At 64.0% G+C, this 22,752-nt stretch carries 23 protein-coding genes; 14 read left to right on the top strand and 9 right to left on the bottom strand.

Annotated elements, in window-relative coordinates; all coding sequences use genetic code 11:
• Window positions 1–22: 22 nt before the first annotated feature.
• The 7 genes from B0G57_RS04265 to B0G57_RS04235 all read right to left on the bottom strand — a co-directional run bounded on the left by B0G57_RS04265 (window position 23) and on the right by B0G57_RS04235 (window position 7,832).
• Window positions 23–1,027 carry an arabinose ABC transporter substrate-binding protein gene (locus B0G57_RS04265; protein WP_018439542.1) on the bottom strand — a complete coding sequence of 335 codons (1,005 nt, stop codon included), beginning with the start codon at window positions 1,025–1,027 and terminating at the stop codon, window positions 23–25.
• Between the two features lie 169 nt (window positions 1,028–1,196).
• Window positions 1,197–2,126 (bottom strand): Gfo/Idh/MocA family protein, encoded by a 930-nt coding sequence (locus B0G57_RS04260; protein ID WP_018439543.1) that lies wholly within the window; start codon window positions 2,124–2,126, stop codon window positions 1,197–1,199.
• Window positions 2,127–2,140: 14 nt separating this feature from the next.
• The gene (locus B0G57_RS04255) at window positions 2,141–3,067 is read right to left on the bottom strand and encodes a dihydrodipicolinate synthase family protein (protein ID WP_018439544.1); all 927 of its coding nucleotides are present in this window, start codon (window positions 3,065–3,067) and stop codon (window positions 2,141–2,143) included.
• Window positions 3,068–3,106: 39 nt separating this feature from the next.
• Window positions 3,107–4,204, bottom strand: coding sequence for a galactofuranose ABC transporter, permease protein YjfF (gene yjfF, locus B0G57_RS04250; protein WP_018439545.1), 1,098 nt, complete (start codon window positions 4,202–4,204; stop codon window positions 3,107–3,109).
• Window positions 4,201–5,271, bottom strand: coding sequence for an ABC transporter permease (locus B0G57_RS04245; RefSeq protein WP_018439546.1), 1,071 nt, complete (start codon window positions 5,269–5,271; stop codon window positions 4,201–4,203). The genes yjfF and B0G57_RS04245 overlap by 4 nt, the downstream gene beginning before the upstream one ends.
• Window positions 5,268–6,806 (bottom strand): sugar ABC transporter ATP-binding protein, encoded by a 1,539-nt coding sequence (locus B0G57_RS04240; protein WP_026229472.1) that lies wholly within the window; start codon window positions 6,804–6,806, stop codon window positions 5,268–5,270. Before B0G57_RS04240 ends, B0G57_RS04245 begins: the two co-directional genes overlap by 4 nt.
• Before the next feature lie 60 nt (window positions 6,807–6,866).
• Window positions 6,867–7,832, bottom strand: a complete 966-nt coding sequence (locus B0G57_RS04235; protein ID WP_018439548.1) for an ABC transporter substrate-binding protein — start codon at window positions 7,830–7,832, stop codon at window positions 6,867–6,869.
• 342 nt (window positions 7,833–8,174) lie between these two features.
• Here B0G57_RS04235 and B0G57_RS04230 point away from each other — a divergent pair, with 342 nt between their 5' ends.
• Window positions 8,175–9,917: an IlvD/Edd family dehydratase gene (locus B0G57_RS04230; protein WP_018439549.1), complete on the top strand. Its 1,743-nt coding sequence runs from the start codon at window positions 8,175–8,177 to the stop codon at window positions 9,915–9,917.
• A 22-nt stretch (window positions 9,918–9,939) separates the two neighbouring features.
• On the opposite strand, the gene B0G57_RS04225 is transcribed toward B0G57_RS04230, so the two are convergent.
• The gene (locus B0G57_RS04225; RefSeq protein WP_018439550.1) at window positions 9,940–10,668 is read right to left on the bottom strand and encodes a FadR/GntR family transcriptional regulator; all 729 of its coding nucleotides are present in this window, start codon (window positions 10,666–10,668) and stop codon (window positions 9,940–9,942) included.
• Window positions 10,669–11,044: 376 nt separating this feature from the next.
• Between B0G57_RS04225 and B0G57_RS31270 the strand changes: the two genes are divergently transcribed.
• The 4 genes from B0G57_RS31270 to B0G57_RS04205 all read left to right on the top strand — a co-directional run bounded on the left by B0G57_RS31270 (window position 11,045) and on the right by B0G57_RS04205 (window position 13,558).
• Window positions 11,045–11,191, top strand: a complete 147-nt coding sequence (locus tag B0G57_RS31270; protein ID WP_189595297.1) for a hypothetical protein — start codon at window positions 11,045–11,047, stop codon at window positions 11,189–11,191.
• Between the two features lie 29 nt (window positions 11,192–11,220).
• Entirely contained in the window at window positions 11,221–11,787 is a 567-nt protein-coding gene (locus tag B0G57_RS04215) for a sigma-70 family RNA polymerase sigma factor (RefSeq protein ID WP_104489563.1), read from the top strand.
• Window positions 11,784–12,599, top strand: a complete 816-nt coding sequence (locus B0G57_RS04210) for an anti-sigma factor family protein (RefSeq protein WP_026229474.1) — start codon at window positions 11,784–11,786, stop codon at window positions 12,597–12,599. The genes B0G57_RS04215 and B0G57_RS04210 overlap by 4 nt, the downstream gene beginning before the upstream one ends.
• A 182-nt stretch (window positions 12,600–12,781) precedes the next feature.
• Complete coding sequence (locus tag B0G57_RS04205) at window positions 12,782–13,558, top strand: HAD family hydrolase (RefSeq protein WP_018439554.1); 777 nt, start codon at window positions 12,782–12,784, stop codon at window positions 13,556–13,558.
• 49 nt (window positions 13,559–13,607) lie between these two features.
• Here B0G57_RS04205 and B0G57_RS04200 read toward each other — a convergent pair whose 3' ends face one another.
• Entirely contained in the window at window positions 13,608–14,336 is a 729-nt protein-coding gene (locus B0G57_RS04200) for an autoinducer binding domain-containing protein (RefSeq protein WP_018439555.1), read from the bottom strand.
• On the opposite strand from B0G57_RS04200, the gene B0G57_RS30790 reads away from it, so the two are divergent.
• The 9 genes from B0G57_RS30790 (at window position 14,335) to B0G57_RS04150 (ending at window position 22,719) form a co-directional block, all read left to right on the top strand.
• On the top strand, window positions 14,335–14,646 hold the full coding sequence (locus tag B0G57_RS30790) for a hypothetical protein (RefSeq protein WP_146013307.1): 312 nt from the start codon (window positions 14,335–14,337) through the stop codon (window positions 14,644–14,646). The two genes, B0G57_RS04200 and B0G57_RS30790, sit on opposite strands and share 2 nt — an antisense overlap.
• Window positions 14,647–14,765: 119 nt before the next feature.
• Window positions 14,766–16,406, top strand: a complete 1,641-nt coding sequence (locus B0G57_RS04190; protein WP_158256598.1) for a methyl-accepting chemotaxis protein — start codon at window positions 14,766–14,768, stop codon at window positions 16,404–16,406.
• A 115-nt stretch (window positions 16,407–16,521) separates the two neighbouring features.
• Window positions 16,522–17,604, top strand: a complete 1,083-nt coding sequence (locus tag B0G57_RS04185) for a TauD/TfdA family dioxygenase (protein WP_018439558.1) — start codon at window positions 16,522–16,524, stop codon at window positions 17,602–17,604.
• 115 nt (window positions 17,605–17,719) lie between these two features.
• Entirely contained in the window at window positions 17,720–18,754 is a 1,035-nt protein-coding gene (locus B0G57_RS04180; protein ID WP_018439560.1) for a LeuA family protein, read from the top strand.
• 49 nt (window positions 18,755–18,803) lie between these two features.
• Window positions 18,804–20,216 (top strand): MFS transporter, encoded by a 1,413-nt coding sequence (locus tag B0G57_RS04175; RefSeq protein ID WP_026229475.1) that lies wholly within the window; start codon window positions 18,804–18,806, stop codon window positions 20,214–20,216.
• Window positions 20,217–20,473: 257 nt separating this feature from the next.
• Window positions 20,474–20,659: a hypothetical protein gene (locus tag B0G57_RS04170; RefSeq protein ID WP_018439562.1), complete on the top strand. Its 186-nt coding sequence runs from the start codon at window positions 20,474–20,476 to the stop codon at window positions 20,657–20,659.
• 16 nt (window positions 20,660–20,675) lie between these two features.
• A complete protein-coding gene (locus B0G57_RS04165; protein WP_018439563.1) occupies window positions 20,676–20,936 on the top strand; it encodes a hypothetical protein in 261 nt (86 codons plus the stop codon).
• Window positions 20,937–21,275: 339 nt separating this feature from the next.
• The gene (locus B0G57_RS04155) at window positions 21,276–21,791 is read left to right on the top strand and encodes a helix-turn-helix transcriptional regulator (protein WP_018439565.1); all 516 of its coding nucleotides are present in this window, start codon (window positions 21,276–21,278) and stop codon (window positions 21,789–21,791) included.
• Between the two features lie 28 nt (window positions 21,792–21,819).
• Window positions 21,820–22,719 (top strand): helix-turn-helix transcriptional regulator, encoded by a 900-nt coding sequence (locus tag B0G57_RS04150; protein WP_018439566.1) that lies wholly within the window; start codon window positions 21,820–21,822, stop codon window positions 22,717–22,719.
• Window positions 22,720–22,752 lie beyond the last annotated feature (33 nt).

The following is a 22,752-nucleotide window of genomic DNA, read 5'->3' as shown; positions in this document are numbered from 1 at the left end:
GTCGTTCGCGTTTTGCATGCGTTTAGATCCCGAGATCCTTGCGGACTTGTTGCCAGTTCTCGCGCGTCATCAGCACGCCCGTCGTCTGCGTATCGGCAGGCGGCTGCTTGCCCGCCTTGATCCAGTCGACGAGGTTTTGCGTGCTTTGCTTACCGTGATTCGTCGAGCTCACGGCGATCGTGCCGTAAAAGCCCGTCGGCTCCTTCTTCTGGAACTCGGCAAACGCTTCGCCCGCCCCGTTGATGCCGACGCCGATCACGTCGCTCGACGGAATATGAAGCTGCTCGGTCGCGCGCACACCGCCCAGGACCGTCTCTTCGTTGAGCGCGTAGATGACCCACTTCTTGATGTTCGGGTGCTTCGACAGCACCGGCGAAGCCGCGTTGAAACCGCCTTCGTCGTCGGTCGTCTTTTGCGGCGCATCGAAGATGTTCTCTTTCTTGAAGCCGTTGGCGAGCAGCGTCTGCGTGGCGCCGTCCGTGCGCAGCTTCGCCGTCGGCAGCTCGTAGTCGCTGATGCGAATGGCGCCCACTTCCTCAGGCTTCCAGCCGCGGCGCTTCATCTCGTCGGAGATGGCCTGGCCGACTTGATTGCCGATCTTGAAAGCCGACATGCCGAGGTGCGGGACGTCCGCGAGCGGCTTGCCCGACGTGTCGACGAGCTGGTCGTCGACAGTCACGAACTTCATGCCGTAGCGCTTGGCGCGAGCGGCGATCGCCGGTCCGAGACGCACGTCGGGCGCGCAGATGACGAAGCCTTTCGCGCCTTGCGCGCCGAGGTTGTCGATCGCGGCCAGCACCTTCTCGCCGTCGGGCGTGCCGATCTTGACGACGCTGAAGCCTTCCTGCTTGCCAAGCGCCGTGGCGGCGTTCTGCTCGTTGATGAACCATGCCTGCTCGGGCATCTTCACGAGAAAGCCGATTTTGAGCGGCTCGTCGGCTTGAACAGTCGAATGCAGGGCGAACGGCGCGGCGAAGGTCATCGCCAACGCGGCGCGCAACGTGAAGCGGCGAAGCTTGCTGGTCATACTTCAGTCTCCTTGGAGTGGCCCCGACGGGCCGGTTTTTGCATGAGGCCGGTGCAAGTCACTGGATGCTCGCTCCGGCCGGCGCGTGGTAAAAAAACGGCGCAGCATGGGCAGCGGAGCCGCACGCTGGCGCGCTCGCTCCGATGCTTTCGCTGCGGTAATTCGGGAATCAGTCCACGAACGCCTCGATCTCGCGGCGTGCGCCGAGCAGGAATGCATCGGCGACATGGCGCAGCGGCCGGACATCGACATCCTCTTCGCCGCGCTCGATCAGCTCGCGCCAATGTGCATAAAGCGACGGGTACTCGCGTTCCGGACCGACATCGACGACCTCGCCGGCAATCGAGAGGCGTTTGCCGCCCTGTTCGATGAGCAGCGTGCCGTCGCTCGTTTGCACTTCGATTTCCCATTGCTCGCGCGGGCCGTGCCGCCAGTCGAATTCGGCGCGCACCGTGGCACCGTTCAGATCGACGAAGTCCAGGTTGGCAGCGATCGGCGTGTGCGTATTCGATGGGACGAAGAGCGTTGCCGTCTGCAGGACGATTTCATGCGGCAGGATGCGCGTGACGATCGACAGTGCATTGATGCCGGGGTCGAAGACGCCGAGCCCGCCCGGTTCCCAGATCCATTTCTGCCCCGGGTGCCACTTGCGCACGTCTTCTTTCCAGCGGACGTCGACCGAGCGCACCGCGCGCTGCGCGAGCCATTCGCGTGCCGTGTCGACGGCCGGCGCATGGCGCGAATGCCAGCTCGCGAACATCGTGAGGCCGGCCTTGCGCGCCATCTCGCGCAGTACTTCGATTTCGTGCAGGCTCGCGCCGGGCGGCTTTTCGAGCATCACGTGCTTGCCGGCCGCGAGCGCCGCGCGCGCCTGCGCGAAGCGAACCTGGGGCGGAGCGGAAAGTGAAACGGCATCGAGATCGCGCTCGGCGGCGAGCAGCGCCTCGATGGTCGGATAGTTGCGCACGCCTTGAACTTCCGCATGGCGGCTGGCGCAGGCGGTCAATTCGAGGCCCGGGTCCGCGGCGATGGCGGGCAAGTGCTGATCGCGCGCGATCTTGCCGATGCCGACGAGTCCTACCGTCAGTTTCTTCGTCATGTTCACTCCGAGACTTACAGGCCCCAGCGCAACGCGAGCGGATTGGCTTCGCGCGCGAGCTCGAGCAGCTCACTGCGCGTGGCGCCGGTGAGCGGCTCGAGCGGATGACGGACCATGTCGCTCTTGATCACGCCGCCTTCCTTCATTACGGTCTTCGTCGCACGCAGCCCGCACTGGCGGTTTTCATAGTTGATGAGCGGCAGAATCCGCGCATAGCCCGCGCGCGCTTCATCGCGCCGTCCCGCGCGGAACGCATCGAAGACGGGGCGGATCAGGTCGGGCAGCAACGCGCTCGACATCGTGCCGGTCGCGCCCGCGTCGAGATCGGGCATCAGCGTGATCGCTTCCTCGCCGTCGAACGGACCCTCTATCACATCGCCACCCGCCGCGATCAGCGCGCGCAGCTTGGCCGCGGCCTGCGGCACTTCGATCTTGAAGTAGCGCACGAGCGGAATCTCGCGCGCGAGGCGAGCGAGAAACGAAACGCTCAACGGCACGCCCGAAAGCGGCGCGTCCTGGATCATGATGGGCACGCCCGCCGCGTCGGCGACACGCTTGAAATGATCGAACATCGATGCTTCGTCGGCGCGCAACGTCGCGCCGTGATAGGGCGGCATCAACATGATGATGCTCGCGCCCGCCGCGACGGCGCGCTTCGCGCGCGCACTCGCGATGTCCGTGCTGAAGTGACTGCATGTGACCATGACGGGGACTCGGCCCGCCGTGTGCCCGAGGCACAGGTCCACGAGCGTATCGCGCTCGGCATCGGTCAACAGGAACTGCTCGGAGTAGTTCGCGAGTATGCAGATACCGTCCACTTGCTGATCGACCATGCAGTCGATCACTCGCCGTTGTCCGTCGAGATCCAGCGCGCCCGTTTCGGTGAACGGCGTGGGCGCAACCGGAAAGAGCCCTGAGAACGGGCGGGAAACATTGACCACTGTACGACTCCTCGTTAAATCCGTTTGATGATCATCGAATCAGGTCTTAAGGGGCGGCTCGTTCAGCCCGAGCTGGATCGCGCGCTCGTGCCGTCCGTCGCCGGCGAGGCTCGCTTCGCGTGCGGGCTTCGCCCGCCCCCCGAGCCCCGTGCCGTTCGATTTGCGACGCGCCGCCTGCTGCTCGATCACACGTTGCAGCAGGCAGAAGATACACAAGAGCGCGCCGATGACGATGCGCGTCCACCAGGAGCTCAGCGTGCCGTCGAACGTGATCAGCGTCTGGATCGTGCCGAGCACGCCGACACCGAACACCGAGCCGATGATGTAGCCGATGCCGCCCGTGAGCAGCGTGCCGCCGATGACGGATGCCGCGATCGCATCGAGCTCCATGCCCTGGCCTTGCAGCCCATAACCCGACAACACGTAGAGCGTGAACACGAGGCCGCCGAGCGAAGAACACAACCCGCCGAGCGCATAGACGCCGATCTTCGTGCGCGCGACCGGCAAACCCATCAGCAGCGCCGAGCGTTCGTTGCCGCCGATCGCATAGACATTACGTCCGAAACGTGTGAAATGTGCGACAAAGATGGCAGCAGCGAGCGTCACGAGCGCAATGAGCGCGCCCGCGTTGAGCTCGCCGCTGCCTAGAGGCACATGAAAACCGGACACTGCGTGAAACGACGCTTCGTGAATCTCGATCGACTGCGTGGTGATCAGAAAGCAGGCACCGCGCGCGAGGAACATCCCGGCCAGCGTCACGATGAAAGGTTGCAGGCGGAAGAAATGGATGATCGCGCCCATCGCCGCGCCATACGCGGCGCCGATCGCGAGCACGAGCGGCGCGATGATCCAGATCGGCCAATGCAGGCGCTCGGCACAGATCGCGCAGACGATCGTCGTGAATGCGACGACGGCGCCGACCGACAGGTCGATGCCGCCGGAAATGATGACGAACGTCGTTCCGATGGCGACGATGAGCAGAAACGCGTTGTCTTCGAGCAGTCCGAGCAGGACCCGGAGCGATCCAAAGCCCGTGTACATGGCGGAGCCGAAGCCGAACAGCGCCGCGAAGAGGATGATCGTGACCGCGATCGGCAGGACGCGCGGATCGACGAAGCGTAGGAAGAATGCTTTCATTTCACGGCCTCGCCGACCGAGTCGACCGACTTGACGCGTCCCGCCGCGATGCCGCGCCGGATCAGATGCAAGAACAGGTCTCGCGCCGCCGCGGACTGGATGATAGTGACGACGAGCACCACGACGGCTTTGACGACGAGCGTCGCCTCGGGCGGCACGCCGATCGAATAGGTCGTGTAAGTGAGCGTCTGGATAATGAGTGCGCCGAGGACCGTGCCGCCGAGCGAGAAGCGTCCGCCCGCGAGTGACGTGCCGCCGAGCGTGACCGCGAGGATGGCGTCGAGCTCGAGCAGCAGACCGGCGTTGTTGCCATCCGCGCTGCGCACGTTCGAACTGATCAACACGCCAGCCAGCGCGGCGCAAACGCCGCAAAAGACATAGACACCAAAGACGACGGCCGCGGAACGGAGCCCGACCAGGCGCGTGGCGACGGGGTTGATGCCGATCGAGCGGATGAAAAGGCCGAGCGCGGTCCCGTTGACGAGCAAGGCGGTGAGCGCGGTTGCCGCGATTGCGATCCAGACGGAGCAAGGCACCGTGGCGAGGTAGCCGTCGCCGAGTCTCAGATACCAGGTACCTGAGATCGGGATGATTTGCCCATCGGTCAAGAGCTGCGCGACACCGCGTCCGGCCACCATGAGAATCAGCGTCGCGATGATGGGTTGCATCCCGACGAACGCGACGAGCAGTCCGTTCCAGGCTCCGGCGAGGAGGCCTACGGCGAGACAGGCGGCGAGCGCGGTCGGGACGCGCGCGGGATCGTCGGAGAGCAGCATCGCCGCCGACGCGCCGGCAATCGCGACGACCGTGCCGACCGAGATGTCGACGCCGCGCGTCGCGATGACGAGTGTCATGCCGAGCGAAACGATGATGAGCGGCGACGCATGAATGAGGATGTCGATGGGCGCGCCGAACAGGTGGCCGTTCATCACGGTCACTTTGAGAAAATCGGAGCGGTGTGCGACATCGAGCGCCAACAGGAGCACGAGCGTGAGCGCGGGCCAGAACAACGCATGCCGCGTCACGGCACGCACGAAATGAAACGGATCCCCGGTGCCTTCCGTCATGGGGCGTTGCCTCCGGCTATCAGTCGATACACCTGGTCTTCGTCGAGCCCGTCGTCGTCGAGCTCGGCGATCTTGCGGCGGTCGCGCAACACCGCGACTCGATGGCTGATTCGCAGCACTTCACTCAACTCGGACGAGATCAGCAGAATGCCAAGGCCTTTTGCACAAAGCGCCAGCACGCGGTCCATGATCTCGAACTTGGCGGCGATGTCGATACCGCGCGTGGGCTCGTCGAGAATCAACATGCGCGGCTCCGTTGCGAGCCAGCGCGCGAGCAGCGCCTTTTGCTGATTGCCGCCCGAAAGCAGCTCGATCGGTTGCTCCGCGTCGCGCGCCTTGATGCCGAGCGAGGCGATGTACTCGTCCGCGATGCGCTTCTCGCGCTTGCGGCCGAGCGGTCGCCACCAGCCGCGCCGCGCTTGCAGCGCAAGAACGATGTTCTCGCGCAGCGAGAGCGATGCGATGATGCCTTCTTTCTTGCGATCTTCCGCGCAGTAGCCGATGCCTTGGCGCACGGCATGGCGAGGGGAGCCCATTTTCACGGTCTTGCCGTCGACGCTGACCGTCCCCGTATCGGCGCGCTCGGCGCCGAATAGTAGCTGTGCCGTTTCGGTGCGGCCGGATCCGAGCAAGCCTGCGAGGCCGACGATGCGTCCCGGCTCGATCGAAAGATCGACGGGATGCAGCACGCCGCGCCGCCCGACGCCGCGCATCCGGAAGCCCGCCGCGGTCTGGCCGGCGGACGTCGGTGCCTTGGCCTGCCGCGCCGCGGCATTCGCCTGGCGTTCGGCCACGCGTGCGTCTCCGACCATCTTCTCGACGAGCACCGCAACCGGCAGATCCTTCGCGAGATATTCCCCTTCGCGTTCGCCGTTGCGCATGACGGTGATGCGATCGGAGATCGCGTACGTCTGCTCGAGAAAATGCGTGACGAACAGAATCGCGATGCCATTGCGCTTCAGCCGCCTGAGCACTTCGAAGAGTCGCGCGACCTCGTTGTCGTCGAGGCTCGAGGTCGGCTCGTCGAGAATCAGCACGCGTGCGTCGACCGATACGGCGCGCGCGATGGCCACCATTTGCTGGACGGCGATCGGATAGGTATCGAGCGACTTCGTCACGTCGAGCGAGACGTCGAGCTCCGCGAGCGCCGCTTCGGCGCCGATCCGGATGGCCTTCCAATCGATGGCGCCGCCGCGCGTCGGCTGGCGGCCCGCGAAGATGTTCTCCGCCACCGAGAGATTGGGGCAGAGGTTGACTTCCTGGTAGAGCGTGCGGATCCCGGCCGCTTCGGCTTCGAGTGGAGCAGCGAAGCCGACCGGTTTTCCGTCGATTCGGATCTCGCCGGCGTCGTGCGAATGAACGCCGGTCAGGACGTTGATCAACGTCGACTTGCCCGCGCCGTTCTGCCCCATCAGCGTGTGCACTTCGCCGGGGAAGAGGCGGAAGTCGACGTTGCGAAGCGCCTGCACGCCGGGAAACGACTTCGTCAGGCCGACGGTCTCGAGTACGGGGGCAACCGTCGTCGGAGCGCTCATCAAGGCGTAGTTCTCAGTCGATTCGTCGGCGTGCATGGGTCGCGTTCGCTCGTTGCGGGTTTAGTACTTGCGCGTGGGCAGCACCTGCGCCGCGACGTTCATCGGGAACACCGTCTCGTTCGTCACGATGCGATGCGGCACTTGCTCACCGGCGACGATCTTCTTGACCGTGTCCATCAATTGCGGCCCGAGCAGCGGGCTGCACTCGACGTCGACGTTGATCTTGCCCGCGGCGGCAGCCTGCAAGCCGCCCTTCGTCGCGTCGAACGACACGACGGTCACGTCCTTGCCAGGCTTCATGCCGGCTTCTTCCATCGCCTGGATCGCGCCGAGCGCCATATCGTCGTTATGCGCATAGACGACATTGATCTGCTTGCCGTACGTCTTGGCGAACGCTTCCATCACTTGCTTGCCGCCGGCGAGGGTGAAGTCGCCGCTTTGCGAAGCGATGACCTTGAACTTCGGATCGTTCTTGATGATCTCCATCAGCCCGGCATGGCGGTCGTTCGCGGGGGCCGATCCGACGGTGCCTTGCAATTCCACGATATTGATCGGGCCCTTATCGTCCTTGTAGTGCTCCTCGAGCCAGCGTCCGCCGCGACGACCTTCCTCGAGGAAGTCCGAGCCGATCATCGTGACATAGAGCGACGGGTCCTTCGCGTCGATCATCCGGTCCGTCAGCACGACGGGAATGTGCGCGCGCTTGGCTTCCTCGAGCACCGGCTCCCAGCCCGACTCCACGACGGGCGAGAACGCGATCACATCGACTTTCTGCGCGATGTACGAACGGATCGCCTTGATCTGGTTTTCCTGCTTTTGCTGCGCATCCGAGAACTTGAGCGTGATGCCGGCGTCCTTGGCCGCCGATTTGACGGAGACCGTGTTGGCCGTGCGCCACGCGCTTTCGGCGCCTACCTGAGCAAAACCGAGGACGATCTTCTTGTCCTCGGCGTGGCCGGCGGCGGCTGCCCCGACGAGGGTGACTGCGAGCAATGCTTGAAGCGCCTGGCGTAGGGTGCGTCTCATTTCAAGTCTCCGATAGCTCTGTTGGTTTGTCGTTGTTGCTACTGCTTGCTCTTGCTGCCCGACCCGAGCGCGTCCTACGAGAACGAACTCGGAAATAGCCAAACTATAGGCACACGCGACCCCGGCGGCGATTAGCGTTTTCCCCAGATCACGCGGGCAAATAGTAATGCTATTTCTCGGGGGTCGAAGCGCTGGAAATCCGCATGGAGTTGGCATTTTCCGTGCCGGCCAGACCCTGACTGCTGCTTCAGTGTTACGAAAAGTTTGCTTTTCTCAAATAGTGGTCAAGAGACGCTAGTCGATATATAGTAATACTACTTTAGGTCATCACCTGACGCCAACATGACTGACAAACCCCGCAAGCTGCGCTCCGCCGAATGGTTCGGCAGAGCCGACAAGAATGGCTTCATGTACCGAAGCTGGATGAAGAACCAGGGCATCCCCGATCACGAGTTCCAGGGCAAGCCGATCATCGGCATCTGTAACACGTGGTCCGAGCTCACGCCCTGCAATTCGCATTTCCGCAAGCTCGCCGAGCACGTCAAGCGCGGCGTCTTCGAAGCGGGCGGCTTCCCCGTGGAGTTTCCGGTGTTCTCCAACGGCGAATCGAACTTGCGCCCGACGGCGATGTTCACGCGCAATCTCGCGAGCATGGACGTCGAGGAAGCGATCCGTGGCAATCCGATCGACGCGGTCGTGTTGCTTGCGGGATGCGACAAGACCACGCCCGCGCTGCTGATGGGCGCGGCGAGCTGCGACGTGCCGGCCATCGTCGTCAGCGGCGGTCCGATGCTCAACGGCAAGCACGAGGGCCGCGACATCGGCTCGGGCACGATCGTCTGGCAACTGCACGAGCAGGTGAAGGCCGGAAAGATCACGTTGCACGAGTTCATGTCGGCCGAAGCCGGCATGTCGCGCTCGGTCGGCACCTGCAACACGATGGGGACCGCATCGACGATGGCTAGCATGGCCGAGGCGCTCGGCGTCACGCTGCCGCACAACGCGGCGATTCCCGCCGTCGACTCGCGCCGCTACGTGCTCGCGCATTTGTCGGGCATGCGTATCGTCGAAATGGCGCTTGAAGACCTGCGCCTTTCGAAGCTGCTGACGCGCGAGGCATTCGAAAACGCGATTCGCGTCAATGCCGCGATCGGGGGCTCGACGAACGCGGCCATCCATTTGAAGGCGATCGCGGGCCGCATCGGCGTGCCGCTCGAGCTCGACGACTGGACGCGCATCGGCCGCGGCACCCCGACGATCGTCGATCTGCAGCCGTCGGGCCGTTTTCTCATGGAAGAGTTCTATTACGCGGGCGGCTTGCCCGCCGTCGTGCGCCGCCTCGGCGAACAAGGCCTGGTGCCGTATCCCGACGCGTTGACGGCGAACGGGCGCTCGCTATGGGACAACTGCAAAGAGGCGCCGATCTACAACGACGAGGTGATCCGGCCGCTCGACAAGCCGCTCGTCGCCGACGGCGGGCTTTGCGTGCTGCGGGGCAATCTCGCGCCGCGCGGCGCGGTGCTTAAGCCTTCGGCGGCGACGCAGTCGCTCTTGCAGCATCGCGGCCGCGCCGTCGTGTTCGAGAACTTCGACGACTACAAAGCGCGCATCGCGGATCCCGATCTGGACGTGACGGCCGACTCGATCCTCGTCATGAAGAACTGTGGGCCGAAGGGTTACCCGGGCATGGCGGAAGTGGGCAACATGGGGTTGCCGCCGAAGCTGCTCGCGCAGGGCGTCACCGATATGGTGCGGATCTCCGATGCGCGGATGAGCGGCACGGCGTACGGCACCGTCGTGCTTCACGTCGCGCCGGAGGCCCGTGCGGGCGGCCCGCTCGCCGTGGTCCGCAACGGCGACTGGATCGAACTCGATTGCGAGAACGGGCGGCTGCATCTCGAGATCGACGATCGGGAACTGGAAGCGCGTCTTGCCAAGTGGAGGGAAGGGCAGCGCCCGTCCGCGGCCGATGCGAGCGGCTACCGCAACCTCTATGTCGACCATGTCCTGCAAGCCGACGAGGGATGCGACTTCGACTTCCTGGTCGGCTGCCGCGGCGCCGAAGTGCCGCCGCATTCACACTAGAAGGAACAGGCCCTAGGCCGACTCAACGAGCGCTGCGCGTGGCGACTTCGAGAATCGTCTCGGCGTCGGCGCGCGCGTTCTCGAGTTGCACGAGGCTCGCCTGGCGAGCGCCGAGCGGATCGTGGTTCTCGATGGCCGTGAGAATGGCCTTGTGCCGCGGCAGCGAGAGCGCGTGCGTATCGGGGTGGCGGCTCGTCAGCTTGATCGACTCCGAGAGCGCGAGCGACATCATATTGCCGATGAAGGCGAGCATGTCGTTGTGCGTGGCGGCCATGATCGCCCGGTGAAACTCGAGGTCCGGCTCCAGCAATTCGGACGCCGTTTCCGCCCGTTCCATCCTATCGAAGGCGCTGCGCAGGCGCGCCAAATCCTCTTCCGTGCTTTCGGTCGCGGCAAGCGCGGCCGCCGCCGGCTCGATAATGCGCCGCACGGTCAGCAGCGAGCGGAAGAAATCCCCTTCGGGCGTGCTGCTGATCGTCCAGAAGAGCACATCGGGATCGAGCATGTGCCATTCTTCACGCGGCTTCACGACGCTGCCGACACGCGGCTTCGACGTGACGAGTCCTTTCGCGACGAGCACGCGCGTGGCCTCCCGCAAAACCGGCCGGCTCACGCCATACGATTCGCAGAGACCGGGCTCAGGGGGCAGACGCTCTCCCGGCGCGAATTTGCCGCTGACGATCTCGATACCGAGTTCCTGCACGATTCGCGCGTGCATGCTCTTGCGATTCTTGAGATGCCGATAGTCCATAGTATTGAGAGTGCGGTTCGCTCGTCCGCTTGATGCGAACCTTGCGGCGCGCTGACGCCGGCGAGGTGTTCGCAGCATAGCACAGGGGTCCGGCACCGAGAGCGGCGCCAAAACCCGCATTAGTGCATTCGGCGCTTCTCGAATAGCGATTTCAGGGTTTCACCTAGGCTCGTTTTTATTTCGTGCCGACTAAGAATGATCAAAGAATCCGCTCCGACGAAGGAATAAACGGCGGCGTTGCTCCGTTAAGTCGTGAGGAGACCATTGCGAAGTAGCGTTCAACCCTTGAAGCATCGATCTTCCTTCGACCTTGAACCTTCAACCGCCGGCCGATTCCGCGCGCGAATCGCAATCGTTGGTCGGCAAGGAGATGCAAATGAAGTCGCACCGGATACTATCCGCCGTTTTTGTCGCGCTGATGTTGGCCGTGTCGACGTTGTCCGCAACGGGATGCTCGTCGACGGACGGCAATCCGCCGCAACAAGGCAACAACGGCGGCTCGAACAGCAGCGGCGGTTATTGAAATCACTCGCCATTGCGGGCAACGACGGAGTGAGTTTCGAAAACGACGTGGTTTTGGGGCTACCGCGACTGCGCCGCTATGCGCGTGCGCTGACGGGAGACCCCGCATGGGCCGACGATCTCGTGCAGGATACGGCGGAGCGGGCGCTCGCGCGTCATCGGGCGTTCCGTGCCGGCAGCAACTTGCGCGCGTGGCTCTATACGATTCTGAGGAACATTTATATCGATCAATTACGGGCACGGCGTGAAATCGCCGTCGACGATGAAACAGCGCCGTGGCGAAGTCTCGAAGCGCCGCGCACCGAAGTTGACGGTCTCGTATTGCGCGACGTCCAGCATGCGCTTTATCACCTGCCGGTCGAGCAACGGGAAGTGCTCTTGCTGGTAGGCGTGGAGGAGTTGACCTATCAAGAAGCGGCGACGGTGCTCGGCGTGCCGATCGGTACAGTGATGTCGCGGCTTTCGCGTGCACGCGAGCACATGCGGACATTGCTCGCGGGAGAGCCGGCTGCGGCTAAGGCGGCCCCGCCTAAGCCGGCCGCGCCTAAGGCGGCCCCGCCTAAGCCGGCCGCGCTCAAAGTAGTGAGAGACAAGTGATGAACGACTATCGCGATTCCGGCTCTTCGGAGCGCCTCGACTTGCAGACGCTGTCCGCATACGTCGACGGCGAGCTGCCCGATGCGGCGCATGCCGCCGTCGGCGCCGAGCTGGAACGCGATCCCGAGTCGATGGCCCGCGTTGGGGACTGGCGGGCCCAGAAGGCGGCGCTGAAGGCTTTGTTCGGCGACGTCGGAAACGAGGCCCCCTCGGTGGTGGTTTTGCGTCGACCTCATTCGCGGATGCATCGCATGGCCGTGGCTGCCGGCTGGCTCTTCGTCGGCGTCGCGGTCGGCACAATAGCCGGCAATCTAGTGCCGCGCGCGCTCCGCAGCGCGCACGAGCCCCCCACGTTCGCGCGTCGCGCCGACATCGCCTACGCCGTGTATGCGCCCGAAGTTCGGCATCCCGTCGAAGTCGGCGCGCAGGACGAGGCGCATCTCGCGAGCTGGCTCTCCAAACGGCTCGGTCGGTCGCTGTCGATTCCGTCGTTGCAAGAGTACGGCTACACGCTCGTCGGCGGACGATTGCTGCCGGGCGACAGCGGGCCTGCCGCGCAATTCATGTACGAGAGCCGGCAAGGGGCGCGACTGACGCTTTACGTCGCCGCGATCCCGACCGATGAAACGGCGTTCCGCCTCTTGCGCGACGGCGACCGGCGAACGTTCTATTGGGTCAGCGACCATTTCGGCTATGCCCTCTCAGGCGCGATTTCAGAAGAAAAGCTGCGATCGATCGCCGTCGATGTCTGCAGCGAGCTGGGCGGCCGTCCCGAATCGTGGTCGGAGTCGTCGTCCGACTCGTCGCGATAGCGATCGCGCTCATTCAGCGTTTCTTAAGCAGAACCAAAGAATTCGTGAATTCACGATCGGTCTGCGCCTGCCTATCCTGGTGACTTTGAAGCGGAGCGAGAGCAGCGAGCAAAGCGTGGCCATCCGGCCATGCGCGCGTGGCTGGGGTTGCGCTTCGCCGAGCCTGAGGAGGGAAGGAGCGCATGGAAGCCCTGATTTTCGATGTCGACGGCACGCTCGCGGATACCGAGGCTGCGCACCGCGAAGCCTTCAACGCCGCGTTTGCCGAGGTGGGGCTCGATTGGCATTGGGATGAAACGCTCTACACCCGACTGCTGGATGTAGCCGGTGGCAAGGAACGTATTTCGCACTATTGGCGCTGCATCGAGCCTGAGGAAGCGAGCGGCCCCAAGGCGTGTGAAACGGTGGAAGCGCTTCACGCGATCAAGACACGGCACTACGCGCAACGCGTGCGGGGGGGTACATTGCCGTTGCGCCCTGGCGTCCAGCGCCTCATCGAAGAGGCGAACCAAGCCGGGGTGCCGGTCGCAATCGCGACGACCACGACGCCGGCGAACCTCGATGTATTGCTGAGCGCACCGTTCGGCGGCGATTGGCGCAAGCGCTTTGCAGCGATCGGCGACGCGTCGACCACGCCGGTCAAGAAGCCCGCGCCCGACGTTTACTTGGCAGTCCTCAATGAATTGAATATCGAGGGCTCACGCTGCGTCGCGTTCGAAGATTCGGAAAACGGCTTGCATGCCGCCACGGCCGCTGGCGTGCCGACGATCGTAACGCCCACGGCCTATACCCGCCATCACCGTTTCGATGAAGCGCTCGCGATTCTCGCGCACCTGGGCGATCCGGAGATGCCCCTCGATGTGGTTCGCGGACACGACTGCCGGTGGATCGATTTGCCGACATTGCGGCGTTGGCATTCCGATGCCGCACACGCCCGCGTCCACGCCCACGTCCGGTGATGCGAAAACCGCCCCGCACTGCCGGCTGCGATGGCCGTTGGCCGGCGGCTCAGATCAGCTTTTGCGCGAGCGCACGAGCGGCGGCGACGTGACGGCTCGTGCAATCGAACTTGCGCATGACGTTTCGGATGTGATGCGTCACGCCGTGCTCGGAGATGTTCAGAATGCAGCCGATCTCCCATGTGCTCTTTCCGGCTGCGATCCAGCGGAGGCACTCGCGTTCGCGCTTGGTCAGGTGGACCGTCGGCGCCGCCCGCGCTTTCACCGAGCGCGTCACGAAGTGGTGCAACTGTACCGAAAGCAGGCACAGATGCGGCAGCGCGGAGAGGAGGTGCTGGCGCGCGGCGGGGACCGGCACGCGACGCGAGTCGACGAATGCGCTGAAGCTGCCGAGCCCGCCGTCCGGCGCATGAATAGGAATCGTTACGCCGCAGTCCATCCCGTGGCGACGAGCCGCGGCGCGCAACGCCTGCGGGCCCTCGCCGGCATAGAGCGCATCGTCCCATAGGAGCGGCGCGATGCCGGTGATTGCATGAGCGACAGCCGGGTCGATGGCCCTGAAATCGTTTTCGACGTACACCTTGCGCCAGGTCTCGTCGTAGCTCGAAATCGTGAACGCACTCGCCTTCGCTTTATCCTCAGCCGCTCCGGTCCAGTACATAAAGCCGTCCACATTCAGCAACCGGCAGATTTCGGTGAGCCGCGTTTTTGCATCGGCCTCGTCTTCGCATGCTTCGAACGCCGTCAGGCACGCGGCGCTCAAGGTATCGACATTCATGGATCAGGCCTGCATCACAATCAGCCGTAAGGCAAGGAAATATTGGAAATTGGAGCCAGGAAGCGAACGATGTTTGACAAAAATCAAAGAAGTAATCGAAAGAGCGTATAACGGAATGCGCAATTCGACTTTGCGCCTGGGCCAGCATGTAAACGGCAAAAGCCGCGCGCACTTTAGTGCGCCCGGCGCGGTCGTTTTCGAGGCCACCCCGCGGCCTGTCAAACGCTGGTTCACCCCATCAGGCGGGCGCGAGAGCTTTGTTACGATTTTCCAGGCAGGCGAGTCTGTCCACTACTACATGGATATGTAGGTAGCCGAACTCAAGTTATTAAGGGAAGTTACCGATATCCATTAAGAAGCTCGGTAGGGTCGATCGGGCAGCACAATAGGTGGATAACGATGAAGCAGGAAATGAATCGAGGGCTCTCGATGAGAGCACAATTGACGGCCGCAATTGGCGTCGCGTGCGGGGTCGCATTGGTGATCGCGGTCATCGCATTCGTCGGCATGCGCCTCGCCAATGAGCGGCTGCGGTCGGTGTACGAAAACGACACGATGGCGCTGCAAAGTCTCTCGAAGCTCGAATATCGCCTTTTCGAGGCGGCAGCCGTCGCAACGAACGTTTCGATCGATACCGATCACTCGCGCGTAGGCGAGGGCGTCAAGCTCATCGACACTGATCTGACCGAGTTCGAGCCGTATTGGGAGAGCTACCAGAAGACCACCGCGGACGCCCACGAGCGGGAGGTCGCGCAAACGTTCCGCAGCGCATATGACACGATGGTGGCGCAAGGGATACGCCCGATCGTGACCGCGCTGAAAGCAGGCGATGCGGCGAAGGCGGCCGATCTCGCGCATGTCACGCTCCCGCCGCTCGTGCTCAAAACGAAGCTGGCTTTGCGCGCGCTCAAGGTGCTACAGCTCGATGGCGCCAAGAATGAATACGAGGAGGCGCGCGCCGAGGCGTCGACGCTGATCCAGGTGTTGTCGGTCGTGGCCTTCATCGGCATTGGTTTCGCGATCGCCTGCGGCATATGGATTCGCCGCAGGCTCTACGCCCAACTAGGCGGAGAGCCCGCCTACGCCCGCCACGTCGTCGCAACCATTGCGCAAGGCGATCTCAGCGTGCGCCTGGAGACGGCCGAAGGCGATTCGCGAAGCGTGCTCGCCGCAATGGGACAGATGCGCGATGCGCTGCGCGACATGGTCGTTCGCATCAAGGAATCGGCGGACAGCATTTCGGTGGCGACGGAGCAGATCGCAAGCGGCAACGCCGATCTGTCCTCCCGCACCGAGCAGCAGGCGGCCTCGCTCGAGCAGACGGCGGCGAGCATGGAGCAGTTCTCGGCAGCGGTGAAACAGAACGCCGACAATGCGCAGCAGGCGATGCAACTGGCCGTGGCCGCCTCGGATGTCACGAAGGAAGGGGGCAACGTGGTCGCCCAGGCGGTGCAGACCATGCAGGAGATCTCGAGCGAATCGCAGCAGATGGTCGACATCATCACGGTCATCGAGGGCATCGCGTTCCAGACGAATATCCTGGCGCTCAATGCCGCGGTCGAAGCGGCGCGCGCGGGTGAGCTCGGCCGCGGCTTCGCGGTCGTCGCGGGTGAGGTGCGCTCGCTCGCGCAGCGCAGCGCGACGGCAGCGAAGGAAATTCGCGACCTGATCCAGGGCTCGGTCGAAAAGATCGTGTCGGGCACGCGGCTAGTCGATCGCGCCGGCGAACTGATGCACGATGTCGAACGCTCGAATGCGCGCGTGGTCTCGATCATGAGCGAGATCTCGACTGCTTCGAATCAGCAAAGCACGGGCGTCGAGCAGATCGGCCGCGCGGTCGCGCAGCTCGACGAAGTGACGCAGCACAATGCCGCGCTCGTCGAAGAGGCCGCCGGCGCGGCACAAGCGCTCGAGCAGCAGGCTCGAGGGTTGACCGTGGCGGTCGGCTCGTTCCGCATTGAGCAGGGCTCGGCGATGTCCGGCGGCCGAGTTCAGTCGCGCGGCGTTTCTCCGGCCACGAGGATGGCCACGCCCAAGGCTGCAACGAGGCAGCCGCTTTTAGCGAAGTAGTCCTTCATTCGGTTTCCATGCGAGTGCCGCCGGTCGCCGGCCGTCGGCTGGCGGCGCTCGCGCTGTTCCCGCGTCATCGATCGCATCTCTGAACCGTCACGTCACGGAGGAACCCATGCACGCATCGAATCTCCCTTGTGAACTGAAATCGCCCTCGGCTTGGAAAGGAACCGAGCTCGTCGGGCGCGACGATTGGCAATATCGGCTCACCGATGCTGAAGCCAACGAAGTCGAAGCGGCGTTTCAGCATTTCGCCGATCGACGTATCGCCCTTCTCGAGGCCGCGCAAAGCGATTTTCCGCTGCCCACGCTCGGCCCGAAGCTCGCCACGCTCCTCGAGAAGCTCGAGCGCGGCTACGGTTTTCTCCTGATTCGCGGGTTGCCCGTCGCGAACAAGTCGCCCGAGCAAGCGCGCCTGATCGCCTGGGGCGTGGGAATGTATCTCGGGGTTGCACTGCCACAGAACGACGACGTCGAGATGATCGTCGATGTGCGCGATAAGGGGTATGACAGCGCGGTCACGTTGCGTGGCAACAGTTCGAAGGATGCGATCCGCTATCACGTCGATCCGTGCGACGTCGTCGGCTTGCTCTGCCGCCGCGGCGCGAAGGCGGGCGGACTGAGTCTCGTGACGAGCTCGCTCGCCGTGCACAACGAAATCGCGCGCCGCAGGCCCGACTTGCTGCAAGTCCTTTATCGGCCGTTCCCATTTATCAAGCTCGCCAAGAGCGAAGCGGTGCCGTACTACCTCTCGCCCATCTATGGCTTCCGCGAAGGGCATTTCACGAGCCAGTTCTACGCGAAGCGGATCTATGCGGCTTCCGAGCTGCCGAACGCGCCTCGGCTCACCGACGCGCAGCGCGAAGCCATCGAGCTGATCGAGACGATCGCGGGCGACCCGGAGCTGACGCTGCCGATGACTCTCGAGGCTGGCGACCTGCAATTGCTGTCGAACCACGTGATTTACCACTCGCGCACGGAGTTTCACGATCACGAGGAAGCGGATCGCAAGCGCCATCTGTACCGCCTGTGGTTCGCGACGCGCAATAGTCGGCCGCTGCCGGCCACGTTCGTCGATGCCTACAACGGTTCGACAGAGCCGGGTACCGTGCGAGGCGGATACATCGGCTGGAAATTTCCCGAGAAGGTCGGCCCGTATCAGCAGCGTCTCTCGGGCGAGCTCGGCCTTGCCGCCTAGCGCTTGAATGCGCGCAAGGGCGCAAACGATTGCGCGGTGCTCACGAACGTTCGCGAGGCGCGATTGTTGTGGGCGCCCGGCGCGTTTTCCGTCATGGACCTCATCGGAGAAAACGATGAAGACGATCAAGACGTTCGATACGACGTTGCGCGACGGCGAGCAGGGCATCGGCTTTCTGCTCGACCACGCGGACAAATGGCGTGTGTTCGAAGCCGTGGCTTCCATCGAGCCCGACTATATCGAGCTCGGGTACCCCGCTTCCTCCGAGGCGGAGTACGCGTTCGTCGAGCGGGCGGCCGTGCATCTGCGCCGGCACACTCGCTCGGAACCCGTGGCTTTTGCGCGTCTTGCCCCGGGCGACGTCGAGCGCGCCGCGGACAGTCTGCGGGCGAGCGGTGGCATCGTGCAATTGCTCGGGGTCGGCTCGGAGATCCATCTGCTGCGCAAGCGGCGCATCGACGAAGCCGCCGCGCATATCGAGCTGATCGCGGCAATCGAGCGTGTGAAGTCCCGCGGCGAACTCGCGCCGGCGGTCATCTTCGAAGATGCCTCGCGGGCCGATCCGGCTTTTCTGAAGCGGCAGGTCGCTGTCGCGCTCGAGGCGGGCGCATCGATGATCACTTACGCCGATACGGTCGGCTACTGCACGCCCGCCGAGGTGGAAACGGCCATGCGCGGGCTCGTCGCGGAATTCGGCGAGAGTGTCAGCTGGGGCGTTCACTTCCATAACGATCTCGGGCTTGCCACCGCCAACACGCTCTTCGGCGTGCGCGCGGGCGCCGACGTCGTGCACGCGACGCTCGGCGGCATCGGCGAGCGCGCGGGCAATTGCGCGCTCGAAGAGATCTACGCGTGCCTGCTCTACAAAGGCGAGCAGTATGGCGCCGAGGTCAAGCTCGACGCTCACGCGCTCGTCGCGGCTTGCGAGCAAGTGTTCCGCTATGCGGATAAGCCAATCCCGTCGAACAAGCCCGTCATCGGCGAACATGTGTTCTCGACCGCGGCCGGCATTCATCAGGACGGCATACTGAAAGACCCGCAGTGCTACGAATATGTCGAAGCGGCACGTTTCGGCAGATCGCGTCGTTTCGTGACCAACCGCTTGTCCAGCTCGAAGCTGACGGAAGCGGCTTTGCACGAAGGAGCCTGACATCGCCAGCGAATCCTTGGCGGCGTCGCCGCAACTCATCGATGAGAGCATGGGCCAAGAGGCCGCCGACGGCCTACGTGCGCCGCTGCGCTATTGGGCCGCGGCCGCGATCCTGATCGGCGTATTCATGGCCACGCTCGACAGTTCGATCGTGAACATCGCGTTGCCGACGATCGCCGCTCGTCTGCACACAGACGCGGCCACCGCGACGTGGGCGGTCACCGCTTATCAGATGGCAAGTGCCGCGACGGTGTTGACATTCGCGGCGCTCGCGCAACGTCTGGAGCCATCCACGGTCTATGCACGCGGGCTTGCGGCGTTCGTGGCCGCGTCGCTCGCCTGCGCGCTCGCGCCGACGATCGGTTGGCTCGTCGCGTTCAGGACCGCGCAAGGGCTCGCTTGTGCCGCGATCGTCAGCGTGGGCATCGGGCTCTATCGAAGCGTCGTGCCCGCACGCTTGTTAGGGTCCGTGCTCGGCATCAATGCCCTCGTCGTGGCAGCCGGCGCGGCGGCGGGACCCGCCGTCGGCGGCATCTTGCTGACGGTGGCCGATTGGCGCGCGCTCTTCTATGTCAACGTGCCCTTGGGAGCCGCCGGCTGGGTCATCGCGCGCAAGGCGCTCGCCGCCGTGCGGACCGTCGCACCGCCCTCGCAAGGCGCCTTCGATTGGCCTGGCGCGGTGCTCGCCGCGGCCGCGATGAGCCTCGTCGTCGCGGGCGTGGATGGGCTGGGCCGGCGCTCGCACGTAGGGTCGATCGTGCTGTTTTCGTGCGGCGCCCTTTTGATCCTCGCTTTTGCGCGAGTACAGCACGCCGCCGGGTCACGCGCCTTGCTTCCGCTGGACCTCTGTTCCCGGCGCTTTTCGACTGCGGCGATCACATCGATGCTTGCCTTCGTGGCGCAGGGCTCCGCGCTCGTCGCGCTACCGTTTCTGCTGCAAACTGGTTATGGCTACACGCCTGTCGAGTCGGGCCTGATCCTGCTCGCCTGGCCCCTCGCGGTGGCGGTCGCCGCACCGCTGGCCGGGCGGCTCGCCGACCGAGCCGACGGCCGTGGTGTCGCAACGATGGGGCTCGCGCTATTCGCGCTGGGTCTAGGTACGCTTGCCATGCTGCCAGGTGCCGGTGCGCATCCGGCTCAAATGGCGATCATCTGGCGCGCGGCTGTTGCAGGGGCCGGCTTCGGATTGTTTCAGACGCCGAACAATCGCGAAATGCTGAGCGTCGTCGACAAGCCACGCACCGGCATCGCCTCGGGCGTGCTTGCGACGGCGCGCACGCTCGGGCAATCGATCGGCGCCGCGCTCGTCGCCGTCGTGCTGGTGAATTTCACCGCGGCGGGCGAGGCAATCGCGAAAGGCTCATCGACGGGCTGGCCCATCGGCACTGCGTTATGGATCGCCTGTGCTTCGGGGTGCGCGGCTGTTGCACTGAGCGCATCTCGGCAGATGCGCCGGCGCTAGCCGGAGCCGCCGATATGGCTCGCCTGTGAGGTGCTGGCAAAGCGGTTGCTCGGCGCCGAGCTGAATGGTGGGGGAGGGGCACCTTCTAGCGAGCGCTGGAGCCTTGTATGATTGCTATTGGTAGCGTATGAACGGAGCGGCGAAAGCCGTGCGTTACTCCCGCCCCGAAAGGGTCGCCACCCAAGTGTGGTGATAGCCAAGAGGTCCGATCCGAGGAGCTGGAGGAAAGGCTCATCGACGCGCTGATCCACGACGACATGGTCAGCGTGCTGCGGCGCTACCATGCCGACGAGACGCTCCTTCCGCCGTTCGACGCGGCTCTGGGCGGTTACGTCTCCGCGGCCTACCGACAACCGATCGAGATCAGGATGCCGGCGTATGTCGGCCGCCTGTCGAACGGGATCCACGAGGTCATCCTCGGCGGACAAGACGGCACCGGATGACCGCGAGACTACGACGATGAACTCCCGGCTGCTTTTCTACATGGCCATTTCAATCGCCTTGACCGCAGGGGCAGGCTGGTACATCTCCCGCATGCTGGACGAAGGTATCAACTCGTATCTTTACATTTCGCTTGATGAGAGTTCGACCGTGCCCGGCACGACGGCCGATACGAAGCCGGCGCAGTTGCCTGCCGGGCGCATGCCACCGCCGAGGCGACGCCGGACGCGCAGCGAGGCAGAGCCGGGCGATAACGGTCAGGCTGACGACACGCCCTGAGACTAGTCGATCGAACGTCCGTTCTCGCGTGTGCTGCCCGCTCCATCGCGCCGAGCGCAAGCTCTTTTTGGCGCGCGAGCTCGCTTCGCCGGCTGAACTTGCAGCGATCATGCCCGTGTCAACGTTGCAGATCTGCGTTCCGAACTGCAGGCCCGTCGCGATGGTCTGGATTGAAAGTGAAACAGACCGAATTCGGCGCGCCATGGGGCGTACGCGCGGCGTTTCCGTCATGAACATGGTCTGATCACCGCTTTCCGGAACCCCGAGACCGGGTTACTGAAAACCGTCTCTTTGTACGGCGCCTATAGTGACCGGCCGTTCACAGAGCAACAGCGACGGATGATGCAGGCCGCCGCCCCGCATCTGATGGAGGCGTGGACCGTAAATCACATCGTCCACCTCGAGCAGATCCGGGCGACGGCAGCAGAAGCGCGGTGGAGCCTGGCGATCGCCGATGCGGCGGGCCATCTCGTTTTCGCGGAGAGCGATTTTGAATCCATGCTCTGCGCCGAATGGCCCGCGTCGCGACACATAGTCCTCCCTGCGCCGATGTACGACAACATCTTTGGCACTAATCAGAACCGGTACGCAGGCCGAACGTTCATCGCGACGGGCACGCCTTCGAGGTCATTGTGGTTTCTCAAGGCGCGTCGACGCCACCCGGTCGATAGCCTGACCGCACGCGAACGCGAGATTGCGCAGCTCATTGCGCAAGGAATGACACACAAGGAGATTGCGAGGCGGCTGGGTATCGCCCCGGCGACAGTGCGCAATCATGCCCAGGCGATATTGAAAAGAGCTGATGTCCACAATAACGCTGAACTGACGACACAATTGAAGCGCGCCGGCTATTGAACGGACCGACATCACACGGGGAACGGTCATGGATCGGCTCAATCCGCTGGTGCTGTCGCTGTACCGGGCGGCGCGGGAAGTGCCCATAGCCGAATTTCAGGATGCTGCGCTGCGGCTCGTCAAATCGCACGTCCGGTTTGACGGGTGCAAGTGGGGAACCAGCGCGATCGATGATCACGGCGCGCTGTTTCAGTCAGTTCATTTTCACGAAGATGATCCCGAGGGCGCGGCAGTCTATAACGAGGTGCGTCATCAGGACCGTGCCGCGTTCTGGGCGATCAGCCATCGGGGGCAGACAGGCAACTTTCATTTCGCGTCGTTCTACGAGGGCCTCTCAGCGATCGCCGACTACACACGCCGCTATCGCCATTCGAACGCCCTGATCACGGGTCTACCCGGCGTCGATGACCGTGCCATACAGTCCGTATCGATTTATCGGGGCGATCCGGACGATACGTTTTCTGAAAACGAGCGGCGCGCCATCGAATGCATCGTGCCGCATCTGAACGAGGCGCTGACAGTCAGCCGGCTGTTTGCCGCGACACGCCTTCGTGCGGCAGCGGAAGGCCACTGGGCAGTCGCAATAGTCGATCATGCCGGCGTGTTGCAATTCGCCGACCCGGAGTTCGAGGCTCTGATCCAGGCGGAATGGCCCGCCGGTACCGTCCGGCGGCTGCCGGGCGCGGCACACGTTGCACTGACCTCTGGCGATGGAAGCCGACAGTACACCGGGCGGACGCTGATCATGCGCTACGTCGCCGAGGCGGGCATCATCTTCGTCCGGGCGCGGCCTCGCGTACCCGCTGATGGCCTGACGCCGCGCGAGCTGTCGGTGGTGCAGGCTATTGCTCGCGGCTACACCCACAAGGAAATCGCGCGGCTTGTACAGTCCTGCCGTCGGCAGGCCAGGCCCCGTCACCAGCGCTGAATTGACATTCGTCGCGTTGGGTCCACTAAGGTT

The sequence above is a fragment of the Trinickia symbiotica genome (assembly GCF_002934455.1).
Lineage (GTDB): Bacteria > Pseudomonadota > Gammaproteobacteria > Burkholderiales > Burkholderiaceae > Trinickia > Trinickia symbiotica.
Note: the sequence above shows the minus strand (reverse complement) of the source record. Positions and strands in the feature narration are given on the sequence as shown.

Coding starts and splice junctions, on each gene's coding strand:
- B0G57_RS04265 (WP_018439542.1), bottom strand. CDS start 1,027: ATGACCAGCAAGCTTCGCCGCTTCACGTTGCGCGCCGCGTTGGCGATG.
- B0G57_RS04260 (WP_018439543.1), bottom strand. CDS start 2,126: ATGACGAAGAAACTGACGGTAGGACTCGTCGGCATCGGCAAGATCGCG.
- yjfF (WP_018439545.1), bottom strand. CDS start 4,204: ATGAAAGCATTCTTCCTACGCTTCGTCGATCCGCGCGTCCTGCCGATC.
- B0G57_RS04245 (WP_018439546.1), bottom strand. CDS start 5,271: ATGACGGAAGGCACCGGGGATCCGTTTCATTTCGTGCGTGCCGTGACG.
- B0G57_RS04240 (WP_026229472.1), bottom strand. CDS start 6,806: ATGAGCGCTCCGACGACGGTTGCCCCCGTACTCGAGACCGTCGGCCTG.
- B0G57_RS04235 (WP_018439548.1), bottom strand. CDS start 7,832: ATGAGACGCACCCTACGCCAGGCGCTTCAAGCATTGCTCGCAGTCACC.
- B0G57_RS04230 (WP_018439549.1), top strand. CDS start 8,175: ATGACTGACAAACCCCGCAAGCTGCGCTCCGCCGAATGGTTCGGCAGA.
- B0G57_RS04225 (WP_018439550.1), bottom strand. CDS start 10,668: ATGGACTATCGGCATCTCAAGAATCGCAAGAGCATGCACGCGCGAATC.
- B0G57_RS31270 (WP_189595297.1), top strand. CDS start 11,045: ATGAAGTCGCACCGGATACTATCCGCCGTTTTTGTCGCGCTGATGTTG.
- B0G57_RS04205 (WP_018439554.1), top strand. CDS start 12,782: ATGGAAGCCCTGATTTTCGATGTCGACGGCACGCTCGCGGATACCGAG.
- B0G57_RS30790 (WP_146013307.1), top strand. CDS start 14,335: ATGGATCAGGCCTGCATCACAATCAGCCGTAAGGCAAGGAAATATTGG.
- B0G57_RS04200 (WP_018439555.1), bottom strand. CDS start 14,336: ATGAATGTCGATACCTTGAGCGCCGCGTGCCTGACGGCGTTCGAAGCA.
- B0G57_RS04190 (WP_158256598.1), top strand. CDS start 14,766: ATGAGAGCACAATTGACGGCCGCAATTGGCGTCGCGTGCGGGGTCGCA.
- B0G57_RS04185 (WP_018439558.1), top strand. CDS start 16,522: ATGCACGCATCGAATCTCCCTTGTGAACTGAAATCGCCCTCGGCTTGG.
- B0G57_RS04180 (WP_018439560.1), top strand. CDS start 17,720: ATGAAGACGATCAAGACGTTCGATACGACGTTGCGCGACGGCGAGCAG.
- B0G57_RS04175 (WP_026229475.1), top strand. CDS start 18,804: ATGGGCCAAGAGGCCGCCGACGGCCTACGTGCGCCGCTGCGCTATTGG.
- B0G57_RS04170 (WP_018439562.1), top strand. CDS start 20,474: ATGGTCAGCGTGCTGCGGCGCTACCATGCCGACGAGACGCTCCTTCCG.
- B0G57_RS04165 (WP_018439563.1), top strand. CDS start 20,676: ATGAACTCCCGGCTGCTTTTCTACATGGCCATTTCAATCGCCTTGACC.
- B0G57_RS04155 (WP_018439565.1), top strand. CDS start 21,276: ATGATGCAGGCCGCCGCCCCGCATCTGATGGAGGCGTGGACCGTAAAT.
- B0G57_RS04150 (WP_018439566.1), top strand. CDS start 21,820: ATGGATCGGCTCAATCCGCTGGTGCTGTCGCTGTACCGGGCGGCGCGG.